At 76.5% G+C, this 15,763-nt stretch carries 13 protein-coding genes; 4 read left to right on the top strand and 9 right to left on the bottom strand.

The window, feature by feature from the left end; translation table 11 throughout:
• Positions 1-41: 41 nt before the first annotated feature.
• The 6 genes from ACFWTC_RS29455 to ACFWTC_RS29430 all read right to left on the bottom strand — a co-directional run bounded on the left by ACFWTC_RS29455 (position 42) and on the right by ACFWTC_RS29430 (position 7,043).
• Positions 42-701: a neocarzinostatin apoprotein domain-containing protein gene (locus tag ACFWTC_RS29455; protein ID WP_384028814.1), complete on the bottom strand. Its 660-nt coding sequence runs from the start codon at positions 699-701 to the stop codon at positions 42-44.
• Positions 698-1,366 carry a neocarzinostatin apoprotein domain-containing protein gene (locus tag ACFWTC_RS29450; protein WP_383927006.1) on the bottom strand — a complete coding sequence of 223 codons (669 nt, stop codon included), beginning with the start codon at positions 1,364-1,366 and terminating at the stop codon, positions 698-700. Before ACFWTC_RS29450 ends, ACFWTC_RS29455 begins: the two co-directional genes overlap by 4 nt.
• A complete protein-coding gene (locus tag ACFWTC_RS29445) occupies positions 1,363-3,219 on the bottom strand; it encodes a hypothetical protein (RefSeq protein WP_384028812.1) in 1,857 nt (618 codons plus the stop codon). Before ACFWTC_RS29445 ends, ACFWTC_RS29450 begins: the two co-directional genes overlap by 4 nt.
• Positions 3,219-4,316: a hypothetical protein gene (locus ACFWTC_RS29440; RefSeq protein ID WP_384028810.1), complete on the bottom strand. Its 1,098-nt coding sequence runs from the start codon at positions 4,314-4,316 to the stop codon at positions 3,219-3,221. The genes ACFWTC_RS29445 and ACFWTC_RS29440 overlap by 1 nt, the downstream gene beginning before the upstream one ends.
• Positions 4,313-5,341 carry a WxL protein peptidoglycan domain-containing protein gene (locus tag ACFWTC_RS29435; protein ID WP_384028808.1) on the bottom strand — a complete coding sequence of 343 codons (1,029 nt, stop codon included), beginning with the start codon at positions 5,339-5,341 and terminating at the stop codon, positions 4,313-4,315. The genes ACFWTC_RS29440 and ACFWTC_RS29435 overlap by 4 nt, the downstream gene beginning before the upstream one ends.
• Positions 5,342-5,432: 91 nt before the next feature.
• Positions 5,433-7,043, bottom strand: coding sequence for a hypothetical protein (locus ACFWTC_RS29430; protein ID WP_384028806.1), 1,611 nt, complete (start codon positions 7,041-7,043; stop codon positions 5,433-5,435).
• A 284-nt stretch (positions 7,044-7,327) separates the two neighbouring features.
• Here ACFWTC_RS29430 and ACFWTC_RS29425 point away from each other — a divergent pair, with 284 nt between their 5' ends.
• Complete coding sequence (locus ACFWTC_RS29425; protein ID WP_384028804.1) at positions 7,328-8,272, top strand: HpcH/HpaI aldolase/citrate lyase family protein; 945 nt, start codon at positions 7,328-7,330, stop codon at positions 8,270-8,272.
• A gap of 62 nt (positions 8,273-8,334) precedes the next feature.
• Here the strand turns inward: ACFWTC_RS29425 and ACFWTC_RS29420 are convergent, their stop codons facing one another.
• Genes ACFWTC_RS29420 through ACFWTC_RS29410 form a run of 3 tightly spaced genes read right to left on the bottom strand, consistent with a single transcriptional unit; the run spans position 8,335 to position 11,947 of the window.
• Complete coding sequence (locus tag ACFWTC_RS29420; RefSeq protein ID WP_383926988.1) at positions 8,335-9,807, bottom strand: MmgE/PrpD family protein; 1,473 nt, start codon at positions 9,805-9,807, stop codon at positions 8,335-8,337.
• The gene (locus ACFWTC_RS29415; RefSeq protein WP_383926985.1) at positions 9,804-10,661 is read right to left on the bottom strand and encodes a cyclase family protein; all 858 of its coding nucleotides are present in this window, start codon (positions 10,659-10,661) and stop codon (positions 9,804-9,806) included. The genes ACFWTC_RS29420 and ACFWTC_RS29415 overlap by 4 nt, the downstream gene beginning before the upstream one ends.
• Before the next feature lie 56 nt (positions 10,662-10,717).
• Positions 10,718-11,947: a CaiB/BaiF CoA transferase family protein gene (locus ACFWTC_RS29410; RefSeq protein ID WP_384028802.1), complete on the bottom strand. Its 1,230-nt coding sequence runs from the start codon at positions 11,945-11,947 to the stop codon at positions 10,718-10,720.
• Between the two features lie 199 nt (positions 11,948-12,146).
• Here ACFWTC_RS29410 and ACFWTC_RS29405 point away from each other — a divergent pair, with 199 nt between their 5' ends.
• The 3 genes from ACFWTC_RS29405 to ACFWTC_RS29395 all read left to right on the top strand — a co-directional run bounded on the left by ACFWTC_RS29405 (position 12,147) and on the right by ACFWTC_RS29395 (position 15,630).
• On the top strand, positions 12,147-13,592 hold the full coding sequence (locus tag ACFWTC_RS29405) for a dihydroorotase family protein (RefSeq protein ID WP_383926979.1): 1,446 nt from the start codon (positions 12,147-12,149) through the stop codon (positions 13,590-13,592).
• Positions 13,593-13,697: 105 nt separating this feature from the next.
• Positions 13,698-14,384, top strand: a complete 687-nt coding sequence (locus ACFWTC_RS29400; protein WP_383926976.1) for a TetR/AcrR family transcriptional regulator — start codon at positions 13,698-13,700, stop codon at positions 14,382-14,384.
• A gap of 241 nt (positions 14,385-14,625) precedes the next feature.
• Positions 14,626-15,630 (top strand): alpha/beta hydrolase, encoded by a 1,005-nt coding sequence (locus ACFWTC_RS29395; protein ID WP_383926973.1) that lies wholly within the window; start codon positions 14,626-14,628, stop codon positions 15,628-15,630.
• The last annotated feature ends 133 nt before the right edge of the window (positions 15,631-15,763 follow it).

The following is a 15,763-nucleotide window of genomic DNA, read 5'->3' as shown; positions in this document are numbered from 1 at the left end:
CGTCGGGACATGCCGGGTCGGCCGCGCCGCGCCGCCGCCGCTCAGGTCCGACGGCCGCGCCGCAGCAGCACCAGCGTGCAGCCGCCGAGCAGGAACAGCGTGCCGCCCAGCAGGGCGGCCACCGGCAGGCCGTCGGTGGTACCGGTCTGCGGCAGCGACCCCGCACTGCTCCCGCCGCCGGCCGCGGCCGTGCCTCCGCCGCCGGTGGCCGGAGCCGGGGTCGTGGCCGTGCCCGAGGGCGGTGGGCTGCTCGCGCCGGGGCCGCCCGCCCCCACCGCCAGCGCCACCTCCACCAGTTCCTTCGTCGCGGAGATCGACACGGCGATGACGCAGTTCCCCGCCTTGGCCGCGCAGTCCGCCCCGCCCGCCTTGGCCTTGACGGTGATCTGGGCGCTGGTCGCGCCGTTCGCCGCGGAGTGCCACACCCCGGAGGCGTCGGTCTTGCCGATGACCGCGGCGTCGGGCGAGGTCTCGCAGTCCGCCGGACCGGCCGGTTTGGGCTTGCACAGTCCGATCGGTACGAAGCCCTGATTGGGGCTCAGTCCCTTCGCGGACACCGTCACCTTGTCCCCGACCGCGAGTCCGGTCGATTTGCTGACCGTCAGTGTCCCGGCGGCGGCGGCCGGCCCGGCCGCCACCGCCGCCAGGACCGATGCCGCGGCGAGCACGCCCGCGCAGCGGCTTCTACGAAGCGATGTCATGGGTTTCCTCCAGAGTCAGAAGGGGACAGCGGGGGCCTCACGGGCGCCGCCTCCGGGCGGCCCCGGACGAGCGCGCGGGCGCCGAGCAGGAGACCGGCGCCGGCCACGCCGAGGGACAGCGCCCACATCGGGGTGGACGGCCCGCTCCAGTCGTCGCCGCGTACGGCGCCCGGGGCGGCGGCGCCGGCCGGAGCGGCCCGGCCGGTGCCGGACGCCTCGCCGGGGACCGTGCCGCCCTCGAACCCGACGGCGACCTGCACGCTGTTGGCGGCGATCAGCGAAGGCGGGGTTCCGGTGGGCAGGGGCGCGACACCGATCACGCACGGCGTCGTACGGCAGTCGACGTCCGCGACGCGTGCGTGCACGGTGAGGGTGACCCGGGGGAGCACCCCGTCGGGGCCGATGGTGACGAGGCGGGCGCCGCCGCCCAGGTCGCAGTCCTTGTTGCCGGTGTAGCCCTTCTTGCACAGGCCGACCGCGACGGAGGTCAGGCCGGCGCGGAAGCCCGCGCCGTCGACGGTGATCTCCTGGCCCTCCGTCAGGCCGGTCGCGGCCGACACCCGGACGGTCGCCTCGTCCGCGGCCGGGCCCGCCCCGGTGAAGGCGAGCACCGCGGCCGCCGCGAGGGCCCCCCGGCCGGTCCGGTTCTTCCTGGAGGTCCTCACGGCATGGCCTTTCCGTTCCGTCGCAGGAGGGCTGCCCGGGAGCCGCCGGGCGCGGGAAGCACGATCGGGAGCGGCCCGGGTACGGCCTGCCCCGCGGGGGCGGCCACGAGCACGGCCGTCCCCCGGTCGGCGATGTGGCGCAGGACGGCCGTGACGGCGGGATCGGCCGCGAGCGGTCCGCAGCCGGGCCCGGTCAGGTCCAGCAGCAGCAGCGCCGGCTGCGCGACGAGCGTCTGGGCCAGCCCGAGGACGCACCGCTCGTCGGGGCCGAGCCGGGCGCAGGCGTCCGCGCCCTTGGCCCCGAGGAACGGGAAGGCCGCGAGGGTGCCCGCCGTCAGCTCGGCCGCCCGCCCGGGGCCCAGGTGCGCGGTGGCGGACGCGACCGCGTCCGCCACCGACACCGCCGGATGACCCCGGTACAGGGCGCCCGCCCGGGCCGCGTCCGCGGGGTCGACCAGGGCCGACATCCGCAGGTCCCACCGGCCCTGCTCACCGACACGCGACACGTCGTGGCCGCGCAGCCACCAGGTCCCGGCGTCGGCCCGGCGCAGCCCGCCGAGGACGGCGAGGACGGCTCCGGCCCGGCGGCCGGGCAGCGTGTCGGTCAGGTACGCGATCTCCCCGGCCTCGACCGTCACCGCGAACCGCCGCACGGCCGGCCCCCCGCCCTCCCGTACCCCGAGCCCCCGCACGGACAGCGGAGCGGTCCCGCCGCCGGGGCCGCCGGCACCACCGGCCGCACCGGCGGAGCCCACGGCGTCGGCGGCGGTGGGGTGGGGGTCCGGGGCCCGGGCGTGGCTGCGCCGGGCCAGGGTGGCGGAGGCCGCCAGCGTGGGGGCCAGGCCCAGCGCGGTCAGGGTGTCCGGGCCGCCCAGCAGGTGGCCCGACAGGGCCACCGCGGTCATGGCGGCCGCCCCGCCCAGGAGTCCGGCCACCGCGTGGCCGGAGTCCCGCGGTCCGGGCGACTCGGGGCGCGCCGCCGCCGCGGCCCCGCAGGTGAGGGCGGCCGCCAGGGCCAGGGTGAGCTGCCAGGGCCGGGCGGCGCTCGCGCACGCCGCCACCGCTGCCGTGAGCCCGGCCGCGAACAGCGCCCCGCGCGGACCGGCGTCCGCCCCCGACCGGCGCCGGGCGGCCACGCCGAGCCCGCCCGTCAGCGCCGCGGCCAGCAGGGCCGCGTAGGCGAAGGGCCGGGCGCCCGCGCCGCCGAGCAGCTCCCAGCGGAAGACGGCCAGGCTCTGCCCGGCGAACACCGCGCCGAACACCGCCGCCCCCACCGCGGCCGCCGTCCACCGGGACCAGGCCGCGTGCCCTCCGCGCCCGCAGTCCGGGTCGGCCCGTAGGCAGGCCGGCAGCAGCAACAGCGCGGCGAGCCCGCACGCGAGCGCGCACGCGACCTGCGGCCGCTGCGCGAGCAGCACCGTCGTGCCCCCCGCCGCGGCCGCCCCCGCGAGGCAGGCCGCGTGCCAGGAGTGCTCCGGCCGGTAGAGGCCGAGCGAGCCGCCCGCGAGGGCCGCGGTCGCGACCAGCAGGACCGCGAACACCATCGGCGAACCGAACAGCGGCGCGAGCAGCGGTGCGGCGCCGGCCAGCACGCACACCGCCACCGCCCGCCGGGCGGCCGCCGCCACCCCGGCCGGGGTGCGGTCCCGGCTCCGCCGCCGCAGCACCGCTCCGACCGCCCCGGCGAGCAGCAGGCCCGTCAGCAGCAGGTAGCGGACGGCCTCGCCGGGCATCCCGACGGGCCCGCCCAGCAGCGGGGCCGAGGTGAGGTACACCCCGCCAGCCAGCCCGGCGGCCGCGCCCGCGGCCAGGTCGGAGCGCGGACGGGTCAGTACGGAGGTGAGGGAGGCCATCACCGCTCCTTCTCCAGAGGTGCCGTCCGCAAGGCGTCGGTCAGTGCCCGCAGCCCGCCCGCGTCCACGAGCGGGGCCTCGCCCGCCAGCGCGCGGACCACCGCACGGGTACTGACCAGTCCGGGCCGCGCCCCGTCCGCCGCCCCGGCGGCGAGGACGCCGGCCAGCCGGTCCGCCGCGACGAAGGCGGGCAGCTCCGCCACGGCCGTCGCTGCCGCCCGCCCCGACCGCATCGCTGGCCCCGCCCGGCGCCGCTCGGCGCCCCGGCGCACGGCGACCGAGGCCGTGAAGAGGGTCAGCAGGACGGCGACGAAGGAGAGCCCCAGCAGCCCCCACGGGTAGAGGTCGGTGGTGACGGCGAACTCGGCCGAGGCGTAGCGCCCGCCCACCGAGTAGCGGCCGAACGCGGCGGCCGGCAGTCGCACGGGGATCCGGTACGTCCGCTCCGCCCGCGCGGGCAGCTCCGCCGTCACCGGGTTGCCCACGGGAAGGTCGGCGCTCCCCCCCGGCCCCCAGGCCACGATCAGCGGCGCCCGCCCCAGCGGTCGGTCACCGGGGTTGCGCAGGGTCACCGTCAGGGTCCGGTGCGCGGGGGCGCCGAACAGCTCGGCGAACCGCGGCCCGCCGGACAGGGTGGCCGCGGCCACGTCGACCCGTACGGCCGGCGCCGGGGCGGCCGCCGTCGGCGCGTCGGCCGCGCCGGCGACGGACAGGGGGGTCTGGGCCCGGGCCCCGCCCTGCGCGGCCACCGCCCGCAGGACGCAGGGACAGGCGGCGGACGGCGCACCCGCGATGAGCGTCAGGCGGAAGGTGCCGTCCGCGGCGACCAGTGCGACCGCGCCGCGCAGCGTGTCGCAGTCCGCGCTGCCGCGCAGTGCCCCGCCCCCGCAGATCTCGACCTGGACGGTCGCGCCCGGCTGCCAGCCCGCACCGGCGGCCTTGACCGGCCGGCCGGGGGTGGCCCGGGCGTCGTCCACGCTGACGTCCGGCCCGGCCGCGGCGAGGGCCGGGCCGGCGCCGGTGAGGGACAGGGCCGCCGCGGCCGGCGGCAGGAGGGCGGGAAGCAGGAGGGCGGCGAGCGCCCGGCGGAGCGTCATGAGACCGCCCCGGTACGGGAGGTAGCGCCGGACCGGTCGCGGCGGAGCCGGCCCAGCGCGACCGCGAGGACGGCGAGCAGCCCGGCCACGGCGCCGAGGGTGGGCCAGGACACGGCGACCCGGCTGCTCTGCGCGGTGGTCGCGGGCAGGCCGGGCGCGGTGACGCGCACGGTGGCGGTGAGGTAGTCCACGCCGGGGGCGTCCGGCCAGTCGGCGCTGAGGTCGGCGCTCTGCCCGGGCAGCAGCAGCGGGAGCGTGCGGTCGGCGAAGGCGCTGTGCCGCAGCCCGAACAGCCCGCTGACGCGCGGCGAGACGGTGGGCCGCAGGGCGGCGTTGCCCGTGTTGACGACCGTGTACGTGAGGGTGGCGCGGGCCCCGGCGAAGGGCGCGCCCGCCGGGAGGTGGTGCACGCGCACCGAGCGGACGGCGAGCCCGGGGGTCAGCGGCCCCTCCACGGTGAGCTGGATCCGGACCGCGATGGCCCGCTGGATGCCCACGTCGACCCCGGCGGCTTCGCCCGCCTGCTCGACGGCGTTGTTGAGGGCGACGATCCCGCCGACGTGGCTGCCCGGGGTGGCGTCGGCGGGCACGTTCAGCGTGAAGGGGATGTCGGCGGCCCGGCCGGGCGGGATGACCAGGGCGTTCGTGTCGAGGGAGAGCCAACCGCCCAGCCCGCTCTGCGCCTCGCCGGCCTGCCGGTAGGCGAGGGCCCCGTCACGCGGGGTGTTGTAGGCGTCCGAGCCGTAGACCTGGAAGGAGAGCGGGGCGTCGGACAGGTTGCTGATCCGGACCGCGTCCTTGACGACCGTGCCGGGCGCGGAGTCCATGACGAAGGCGGCCCGGTCGGCGGTCCCGGCCGGCCGTACCGACCAGGAACTGCCGCCGTCGGCGCCGACGGCGGTCCGCGCCGCCCCGGCGGCGGGCGGTGCGCCCGCGAGCAGGGCGGTCATCACGACGGCGAGCAGCGCGGCCGCTACGGCGCGGGCTGTTCCCGGGGCCCGTCCGGGCGGGCGGTCACTGCGCACAGGTTTCATGGTTCCGCTCTTGCCGGTGCCCGGCGGCGGGCCGGGCGGCTGACCGGGGGGCCCGCCGCCGGCACGCTGCCGTGGGGAGGGGTCAGGACAGGGTCAGCCGCAGGACGGCCGCGTACTCGCCGCTCTGCACGATCTCCGGGACGCGCAGGTTCAGGGCCGCGCCCGCGTCGAAGTGGCCACCCGTGACGGAGGCCGGGTCGGCGCTCGCCGCCTGGGTGCACAGCGCGGCCGCGGTGGTCGGGCTGAGCGGCCCGGCGCTGCCCGGGACGACGGCGGAGGCCGCGGCCGACCCCGGGTGCACCGCGCACTGCGGGGTCCAGGACAGCCGGTTCGCGGGGATCGAGGCCCCGGCGGCGTTGCGGAAGTCGGTGACCGTGCCGACCAGCGACCAGCCCTCCGTGGTGCCACGGAAGTCCTTGACCTCCAGGGCGCGCAGGCTGCCGGTGGAGTCGTGCGCGGTGCCGTCCACAGTGACGGGGGAGAGGACCACTTCGCCCGGCTCGGCCGACATGGTGAGCGCGCCGCCACTGACGACCACCTTCAGCGTCTGGTCGGAGCCGCCGCCGTTGGCGCTGCCGGACCACGGGGTCTCGGCGGTGTCCCCGCCGTCCTTCTCCTTCGCCGCGATCTTCACGGCCCCCACGGCCGGGACGAGCGTCGCGGTGAAGTTGCCCCGGGCGTCGACGGGCGCGGTGAGGCCCATCCCGCCGACCGGCTTGCCGTCCTTGTCGAGGGTGGTGACGGTGACCTCGTCGCCGGGGTCGAAACTGGCGCCGCTGACGGTGGCGCTCGTACCCGGTCCGCCGCCGCCGGGCGCGACCTGGAGCGTACGGGTGCCCAGGACGCCGAGGACCAGGGAGACGGAGGCGGAACCCTGGGTGATCTTCAGGCGGTGCGGCCCGGGGGCGGCGCCCGCGCCGACGGTCACCGTACCGGCCAGCTTCCCGTCGGCGCCGACCCGCAGGTCGGGTATGAGGTCGGCGCCCGAACAGCCCGTTCCGGCCAGCGAGCACAGCTCGACCGCGCCGACCGGGGCGCCGGCCTGCCAGCCCATCCCGGCCAGGGTCAGGACGTCCCCGGGGCGGGCCCCGGTGGTGTTCGAGGCCGGGCGGCCCGAGATGCCGGTGACGGCCGCGGTGGTGCTGCCGGCCGCCGGGGTGACGGTCAGGGTGTGCAGGACGGGAGGCGCGCCCTGGAGGGTGCAGCCGAGGGACAGTCCGTAGCTCGGGATGTCCAGGGTCAGCTGGTCCGGGGTCAGCGTCACCGTGCCGGGCTGCGCCACGGTGAGCTTGCCGGTCAGGTCGGGAATCGGGATCTCGCCCTTTGCTGGTACTGGCGGGTTCGAGGCCGGGGCGGTGAGCGTGAGCGGCGCCTGCCCGGAGACGAGGATCTTCGCCGAGGGGACGACGCTGGCCGCGGGCAGCGCGACGGGGCCGTTGGCCGGGCCCTTGTTGGCGAGGCTGAGCTTGACGTCCACGCTCTCGCCGGCGGCCGCGGTGGCCGGGGCGGTGAGGGTGGCGGTGGCGGTGAAGAGCGAGTGGGAGGAGCTGAAGACGCAGTCGTAGGTCACGGAGGCGCTGCCGGCGTGGGCGGGCGATCCGGCGAGGACCAGCGAGCCGGCCGCCGTCACCACCAGGGCGGCGAGCGAGGCACCGCCCCGGGTCCGGGCGGATCTGGTGGGTCGTGGGTGCATGAGCCGTGGGTTCCTCTCGGAGGGAGCCATGAGTTTCCCTGTACGGAACTTTGTTTCGCTTTGGTTCCCATACAGCCCGCCGTGCGCTCGGCGTGTCAAGGGTCCGGACGCCCGCTCGGGTAAAAGCTGCGTTTCCGAGACGTACGTCCGGTGCGAAACGGCGGATCCCTCAGGGAAACGCGTCCATTGACCGGGGCCGTCCGCGCTCCTAGGGTGGGGCGGCCGCCCAACTCCCCTTCCCGGCACGCGCTTACCGTCTGCGGGCGGTCCCTGCGGCCGGTGCCGTGTCCCCCAGCGAATCGGAGCGCCGCGCCATGACCGCCGACCGGACCGCCCCCGTGCCTCGCTCCTACCTCTATGTCCCGGGCGACCGCCCCGAGACGCTGGCCAAGGCCGCCGCCCGGGGCGCCGACGCCCTGATCGTCGACCTGGAGGACGCCGTGCCCGCCTCGTGCAAGGACCGGGCCCTGGCACTCGTCCGCGCCTGGCTGGCCGAGGCGGCCGCCCCGGGCCGCACGCCGCCGGAGGTCTGGATCCGCGTCAACCCGGGGGAGCAGGGGTGCATGGAGAGCGCCGTGCTCGCCGGGCCCGCGGTGACCGGTTTCTGCCTCGCCAAGTGCTCCGGCGCCGACGGGATCGCCGCCCAGGACGCTATCCTGACCGCCGCCGAGGAACGCCACGGGCTCGCCCCGGGCGCCATCGCCCTCGCGCCGCTGCTGGAGACCGCCTCGGCCGTGCTCGACGTACGGCCGATCGCGCAGGCCCCCCGGGTACGCCATCTGCACCTCGGCGAGGCCGACCTGTGCGCCGAGCTGGGCATCACCGCACCGGACGCACCGGCCGCACCCGACGCACCCGATGGGCCGGGCGGCGCGGCCCTCACCGCCATCCGCACCCAGGTCCTCCTCGCCTCCGCCGCCGCCGGACTGCTGCCGCCGGTCGGACCGGTCAGCACCGACTTCACCGACCTCGACGCGCTCGCCCGCAGCACCCGGGCCCTGCGCGGGCTCGGCTACCGCTCCCGGGCCTGTGTCCACCCCCGCCAACTGGCCACCGTGCACGCCGCATTCACCCCCGGCCCGGAGGAGGTCGCCGCCGCCCGGGCCCTGTTGGACCGCTTCGCGGAGGCGGCGCGGGACGGCTCCGGCGTCATCACCGGACCCGACGGCCGCATGGTGGACGAGGCCGTCGTACGGGCCGCCCGCCGGGTGCTCGCCACCCGCCGCTGACCGGCCGGGCCGGCCGCGCCCCGAAGCCGCCCGACCCGCCGCCCGGCCCGGCCCCCGATCCGTCACCCGATCCGCGTCAGCGCCAGCAGCGCCCCGACCGCGCCACGCGGCGCCGTCTCCAGTGCCCGTACCGCCGCCACCACCTCGGCCGCCCGGGGCGGCCCCAGCACGGGCTCCGCGTTCAGCCGGAACTTCCCCGCCAGCTGCTCCCGCGACAGCGGCGCACCGGGCCCGCCCAGCGAGCCGTCGACCCGCTCCTGCAGCACCTGCCCGCCGCGCGTGCGCACCTGCAGCACCGCGCTGAAGGCGTGCGGGAACTCCGCGTCGCACTGCGCGTCCGCCACGACCTCCACCCGCTGCGCCAGCGCGAGCCGGCGCGGCTCGGTGAACGCCGCCGGCGAGAAGTCCGCGTGCCCCAGACCCGGCCCGGCGGCGTCGCCGGCCTCCGACAGCAGCGCCGCTGCGACCGTGTACGGGCCGGAGAACTTGGCGTGGTACGGCGTACGGGGGCGCACCTTGTCGGCGTGCGGCTCGCCGATCGTGCGCCGGGGCGCGGCGGCCACCCCGAGCTGCGCGCTCAGCACGTCCTCGGCCCGCAGCCCCGCCCGGCGCAGGGCCAGTGCGCAGTCGATCCCGGGGTGGGTGAAGTGGTTGGAGGGGTACGGCTTGAACACGGTCCGCGCGTACTGCCAGTTCCCGGCCGCGCCCATCTCCTCCAGGCCGGCCAGCAGCGGCCCGGCCGTCCACCGCTCGTCCAGGAACGCCGTCAGGAAGCCGAAGCGGCCTTCGAGCACGGTGGGCGGCCCGGTTACTCCGCCCGCCGCGAACTGGGCGGCGCACACCCCGGAGTGGGCGGCCCATCCGCAGTGCAGGCGCTTGACGCTGCCGCCGGTCCGGTTCGCCTCGATCACCCCGGCGCCCATCGAGCAGGCGATGCCGATGGCGTGCGCCAGCTCGGCCGCGGTCAGCCCGTACAGCAGTCCCGCGGCGACGGCGGCGCCCACGGTCCCGCAGATCGAGGTGGCGTGCAGGCCCTTCTCGAAGAACACCGAGTTGCGCAGCTGCGGGTCGTACGAGGCCATCCCGAGGCGGCAGCACACCTCACCGCCCGCTGCGAGCGCCGCCAGCAGCGCCGCGCCGGTGGCCCCGGTGGCCTCGGCGGCGGCGAGCGCCGCGGGCAGCACTGCGGCGGTGGGGTGCAGGACGGACGGCAGGTGGGTGTCGTCGAAGTCGAGCGCGTGTGCGAGGGTGCCGTTGACCAGGGCGGCCCGATCGGCCGGCAACCGCACACCGCTGCCCACGGCGGTGGCCTCCCCGGCCCCGCCGGAGGCGCGCGCCATGGCCAGCGCCGCCGCCTGGGGTGAGGCGCCCGCGGCCTCCCCGGTGTGCGGGCCGAGCGCCCCCAGGCTGTTGCCGAGGCAGTCCAGCGTCCGCGCGGCCGCGTCCGCCGTGATCTCCCGCGGTATCCCGCCGTCCCGGCAGGCCGCCGCGAAGGCCGCCAGCCGCGCCGCGTACCTTTCGCCCTCCCCGCTCATGCCCGGCCCTCCCCGGCGTGGTCGAGCAGGACGGCGAGCGGCCGGACGGGGGAGCCGGTGGCGCCGACCACCGGCAGCGGCGCCAGCACCAGCAGGAAGTCCGCCCGCCGCCGGTGCGCGGCGGCCTCGGCGAGCCCGGTGAGCCGCATCGTTTCGACGATGTGGATGCCCGCCTCGACCAGCAGCTGCCGGTGCACGGGAAGTTCGGCGTGTCCGCGCCCCGCCGGGATGTGCTCGTAGGCGATGGTCTCGCCGCCGGTCACCCGCACCCCCCGCTCCGCGATCCAGGCCCCGGCGGCGGGCCCGGGGCCCGGCGCCCCACCCTCCTGGCCGGTGAAGACCCCCGGGTCCGCCCAGTGCCGGGACCAGCCCGTCCCCAGCAGCAGCGCCTCGCCCGGCCCGACGTCCACGCCGGCCGCGTCCCGGGCCTTCTCCAGGTCGGCGACGGTGATCTCGTACCCGGCGGGCAGGACCGGGACGCCGTGGGCGGCGGCGACGTCCAGCAGGACCGCCCGGCCCACGTACGGGGGGAACTCCTCGATGCCGAGCCGGGAGAAGCCCTCGTGGCTCTGGACCGAGCCGGCCGGGACGTCCCCGTGCAGCAGCCCGTCCTGCGAGACGTGGGCGAGGGCGTCGACGTGGGTTCCGACGTGGCCCCCGGTGACGATGAGTTCGTTGGCCGCGGATCCGCCGTCGGCGCGTACGTGGTCGCCGTGGCGGCGCTCCAGCAGCATCCGGAAGGGCGGGTGGTTGGGCGACTGCGGCATGCCCCGGCGCATCGGCTGGGCGAGGTCGAGCACCGGAGCGCCGGCCAGGGGCACCAGGCCGCCGCGGTACCCGTGGACGCTGTTCATGGAACCTCCAGGAGGAAGGCGGCCACGCGGCCGGAAGGGACGGTGCGGTCGGACGGTCAGATGGTGCGGTCCGCGGCGAGTCCGTCCAGCTCGCGCGGCGACAGGCTGAGCCGCTCGGCGAGGACGGCGCGCGTGTCGTGGCCGTGCGCACGGCCGGTCCAGCGGATGGCTCCGGGCGTGGCGGACAGTCGGAACAGGACGTTCTGCATCCGGAGCGGACCCAGCACCGGATCCTCCACCGTCGTCAGCGAGTCCAGGGCCCGGTATTGCGGGTCCTCGAAGATGTCCGCGATGCCGTACACCGGGGAGACGGCGGCTTCGGCCTCCTCGAAGGCGGCGATCACCGCGTCCCGGTCACGGGCCGCGATCCACGACCCGACGTGGGCGTCGAGCAGGTCCGCGTGCGCGGCGCGGCCGGCGCCCCCGGCGAACCAGGGCTCGGCGGTCACCTCCGGGTGCCCGACCAGCTTCATGACCCGCTCGGCGACGGACTGCGCCGAGGTGCTGACGGCCACCCAGGCTCCGTCCCGTGTGGGGTAGATGTTGCGAGGGGCGTTGTTCACCGACCGGTTGCCCGTGCGCGGCGGCACGGTGCCGAGCTGGTCGTAGGCGGTGGGCTGCGGGCCCAGCAGCGTCAGCAGCGGCTCGATGATCGCGAGGTCGACCACCTGGCCCGGCCCGCCGTGCACGTCGCGGTGGTAGAGGGCGGTCTGCACGGCCGAGGCGGCGACCAGCGCGGCCACCCCGTCGGCCAGCCCGAAGGGCGGCAGCGTCGGCGGGCCGTCCGGCTCGCCGGTCAGCGCCGCGAAGCCGCTCATGGACTCGGCGAGCGTACCGAAGCCCGGCCTGCGGGCGTAGGGGCCGTACTGGCCGAAGCCGGTCACCCGGGCTATCACCAGCCGGGGGTTGGCGCGGTGCAGCTCCTCAGGGCCCAGCCCCCAGCGCTCCAGGGTCCCCGGCCGGAAGTTCTCGATCAGTACGTCCGCCTGCCCGGCGAGCCGCAGCAGCAGTTCGGCGCCGGCGGGACGGCTCAGGTCCAGGGTGACGGTGTGCTTGTTGCGGCCCAGCATCTTCCACCACAGCCCCTCGCCGTCCTTGGACGGGCCGTGGGTGCGGGCCGGGTCGGGGCGGGTGGGGTGCTCCACCTTGACTACGTCGGCGCCGAAGTCGCCGAGGACCGTCGCGGCGAGCGGCCCTGCGAACAGGGTGGCGCAGTCCAGCACGGTGACGCCGCACAGCGGCGCTGCGGCGGCGGGCGGGGCTGCGGGGGGAAGGGGGGTCTCCATCGGGGCTCACACACCTTCGGGGATGCACGGATGCAGGGGGTCGCGCTGTACGCCTCGCTGTTTCTCCTTGTGGAACGCTGTTTCGAAAAGCTAGCATGACTCTCCGTCACGCAGAAGAGAAACGGTGTTTCCCCTGAGCCCATGGAAGCGGAAGGGAGGTACGGGCGGCGGCGCCTGAGGGCGGCCTGCCCGGCCTGTCATGTCTCGTTACGACCTGCTCATCAAGAACGGCACGCTCGTCCAGCCCCACCTCGGCGAGATCACCGCGGACCTCGCCGTGCGCGACGGCAAGGTGGCGGCCCTGGCCGACCGCATCGACGCCGCCGAGGCGGCCGAGGTCATCGACGCCGCGGGGCGGGTGGTCCTCCCCGGCGCGGTCGACGCCCACTTCCACCTCGGCATCTACCGCTCCCTGGAGCAGGACGCGGCGGAGGAGACCCGCTCCTCCCTGGTCGGCGGCGCGACGAGCGTGCTGTCCTACTTCCGTACGGGTGAGCACTACCTCAACCGGACCGGCGCCTACGGCGACATCTTCCCGGAGGTCCTCGCGGCGGTCGACGGCCGCAGCCACACCGACTACGGCTTCCACCTCGCCCCGATGGACACCGCCCAGGTGCGCGAGATACCCGACCTCGTCGCGAAACACGGGGTCAGCTCCTTCAAGTACTACATGTTCTACAAGGGGTTCAACCTCGCTGCGGACTCCCGGGACGCCAAGGGCTTCCGCATGGCCGCGGACGGCGAGGAGTACGACCTCGGCCACCTCTACCAGCTGATGGAGGCGGTCGCCGCCGCCGGAGCCGCCCGCCCCGCCAGCCGCGTCTCGCTGTCCCTGCACTGCGAACAGTCCGAGCTGATGCGGCTGTTCATCGACCGGGTGCGCCGCGCGGGCGACCCCCAGACCCTGCGCGCCTACCACGACGGCCGCCCGCCGCTGACCGAAGAGGTCGCCATCGGGGAAGCGGCCACCCTGGCCCGGGCCACCGGCTGCCCGGTCAACCTGCTGCACCTCTCCAGCGCCGCCGCCCTCGCCGGCGCCCGGGCGGCGCGTGCCGCCTCGCCCGGCCTGGACCTGCGGACCGAGGTGACCCTGCATCACCTGTGCCTGGACCACGAGAGCCTGGACGCCGCCGGCCGCGGCCTCGGCGCCAAGGTCAACCCGCCGATCCGTACCCGCGCGGACAACGACGCACTGTGGGAAGGCGTGCTCGACGGGACGGTGGACTGGATCGCCTCCGATCACGCCTGCTGCATGGAGGAGTCGAAGGGCGACGCCCTGTGGCCCGCCCTGCCCGGCTTCGGCGGCACCGCCCTGCTCTACCCGATCCTCCTCTCCGAAGGCCACCACAAGCGCGGCCTGCCGCTGCGCCGCGTCGCGGAGCTGCTCTCCGCCAATCCGGCCGCCGCGTACGGCCTCGCCGGCAAGGGCTCGCTGATGGTGGGAGCCGACGCCGACCTGGTCATAGCCGACCTGGACGCCGTGCGCACGGTCACCGCCGAGCTGCTGCTGTCCGGGCAGGACCACTGCCCCTTCGAGGGCCAGGAGCTGCGCGGTTGGCCCACGGTCACCGTCGTCGGCGGTCGCGTCGCCTACCGGGACGGGGCCGTCACCGCCGCCCCCGCGGGTCGCTACCTGGCCCGCTGAACGGGCAGCGCTCGGCGGCCCGCTCGCGTTGACAGGGCGGCCGTGCGCCCCCGACCATGACCGGGCGGTCACCAGGCCGCCCGGTCACGCTGTCGGGGAGCGCACATGCCCACCACCACCTGGATCCACCTGCCGCCCGACCGGCGCGAGCGGATCCTGGTCGCCGCGATGGACGAGTTCGGCACCCACGGCTACTCCACCGGCAGCCTCAACGTCATCGCCCGGCAGGCCGGCGTCGCCAAGGGATCCCTCTTCCAGTACTTCGCGGGGAAGCTGGACCTGTTCACCTACGTCGCCGAGCAGACCTCCCTGCGCATCTTCGAGGCCATGAGCCCCTGGCTCGACGGCTACCCCGGCGGCGGACCGCGCGCCGACGGGGCCGCCGCCGCCCAGGACTTCCCCGCGTACCTGGTCGACGCCATCGACGCCTGGGTCTCCTACTTCGAGACGCACCCCCTGGAGCGGGGCGTGACCGCGGCCACCAACATGGAGATCGACCCCGTCGTCCGCCAGGCCGTCCTCGAACCCGTCCTGCACCTCTACCTCGCGGGGCTGCGCCCGCTCGTCGAGAAGGCGCTCGCCGCGGGCGAGTTGCGCGCCGACGCCGACGTCGACGCGCTGCTCTCCCTCCTGCTCCTGCTGCTGCCCCACACCGCCCTCGCTCCCTTCTTCCCCGCCGTCGCCGGCCCCGTCGCCCTGCCGCGGGGCGACCGGGCCGCCCGCATCACCGCGATCGGGCGGCTCGTGCGCCCCGTCCTCGCCGGCTTCCGGCCCGCAAACGCACCCGGCTGATCAGCGCGGATCCGCCCTGTCACCCCGTCACCGCGTCACGCGCGCCGGGGCTTTCGCCATGCCCTGAGCCCATGCGGAGCGCGCCGAAACAATCAGCGCCGCACTGCTTGACGCCGTGACCCCGCTCGGGCCCAATGGGATCGCTGGAGAAACAACGTTACGACAGTGGAAACGCCCGCCCTCTTCGGGCAGGTCAGGCGACGCCGCGACGCCACGCGGCCATTCCCCCTTGGGAGTCCCCATGCGCGCCACCTCGCACAGACGAACCCCCCTCCCGCGCACCCTCTTCGCCACGGCCCTGGCCGCCGTCGCGATGCTCACCGCCCTCTCGCCCGCCACGGCCGCGGAGCAGGCCCCCGCCGACGTGGTGAAGGTATCCAACACGGTCGACGTCCGCTGCGCCTTCCTGGTCTACAAGCGCGCCGGCGACTGGTACTTCCCGGCCGGCGCCCCCAAGGGCACCGTCTGGCTCCAGCACGGCTTCAGCCGGGCCAACGACCACCTGGAGGACATCGCCCGCCGCTACGCCGCCGCCGGCTTCGTCGTCTTCGCCCCCACCCTGCCGTCCTCCGACATGTTCGGCTGCACGGTCTCGAACCTCGGCAACAACACGGCCTTCCTCAACAACGTGGCCGACCTGTTCGGCAAGGCCGCCGACCCGAACGACAAGCTGGGTCGCAGCTTCGCCGACGCCGCGGCCAAGGCCGGCCGGCCCGGCCTCCAGCTGCCCGCCAAGTTCGTCTTCTCCGGCCACTCCGCCGGCGGAGAGGCCGTCAGCTACGTCGCCAACCGGCTGCGCACCCAGTACCCGGCGGCCTTCGCCCGCCTGTCCGGGCTCGTCCTCCTCGACCCCGTCAACTCCTTCACCGGCCTCAACATGGCCAACGCCCTCAACGGACTGAACACCACGAACCTGCCCATGCACGCCATCTCCTCGCCTCCCTACCTCGCCAACGGCCAGGCCTCCGGCACCAAGGAGCTGACCACCGACGTCCACCGGGACTTCCTCGGCATCCGGCTCAGCACCGGCTCGCACTGCGACGCCGAGGGCGCCAGCACCGACACGCTCTGCAGCCTGCCCAACGGCGCTCCCCAGGCCGCAAACGTCGCCGTCCTCCAGGAGTTCGCAACCGTTTGGGCCGCGGACGACGTGAGCGGCACGGTCACCGCCACCCATCGCCCCGGCGGCAGCCGGTACGAGTCCCTGCGCACGGCCGGCACCATCCAAACGCTCAGCGGCTCCTGACCGCGTCCGGCTCCGGCCGGGGGGGGCCCCCCCCCCCCCCCCGGGGGGGGGGGGGGCGGCGGGCGGGGGGGGGGGGCGGCCGCCCCGGGGGGCCCCCGGCGGCCCCCCCCGCGGGCCGCGGGGCGCCAACCCG

Origin of the sequence: Streptomyces sp. NPDC058619, assembly GCF_042717785.1 — a bacterium.
Lineage (GTDB): Bacteria > Actinomycetota > Actinomycetes > Streptomycetales > Streptomycetaceae > Streptomyces.
Note: the sequence above shows the minus strand (reverse complement) of the source record. Positions and strands in the feature narration are given on the sequence as shown.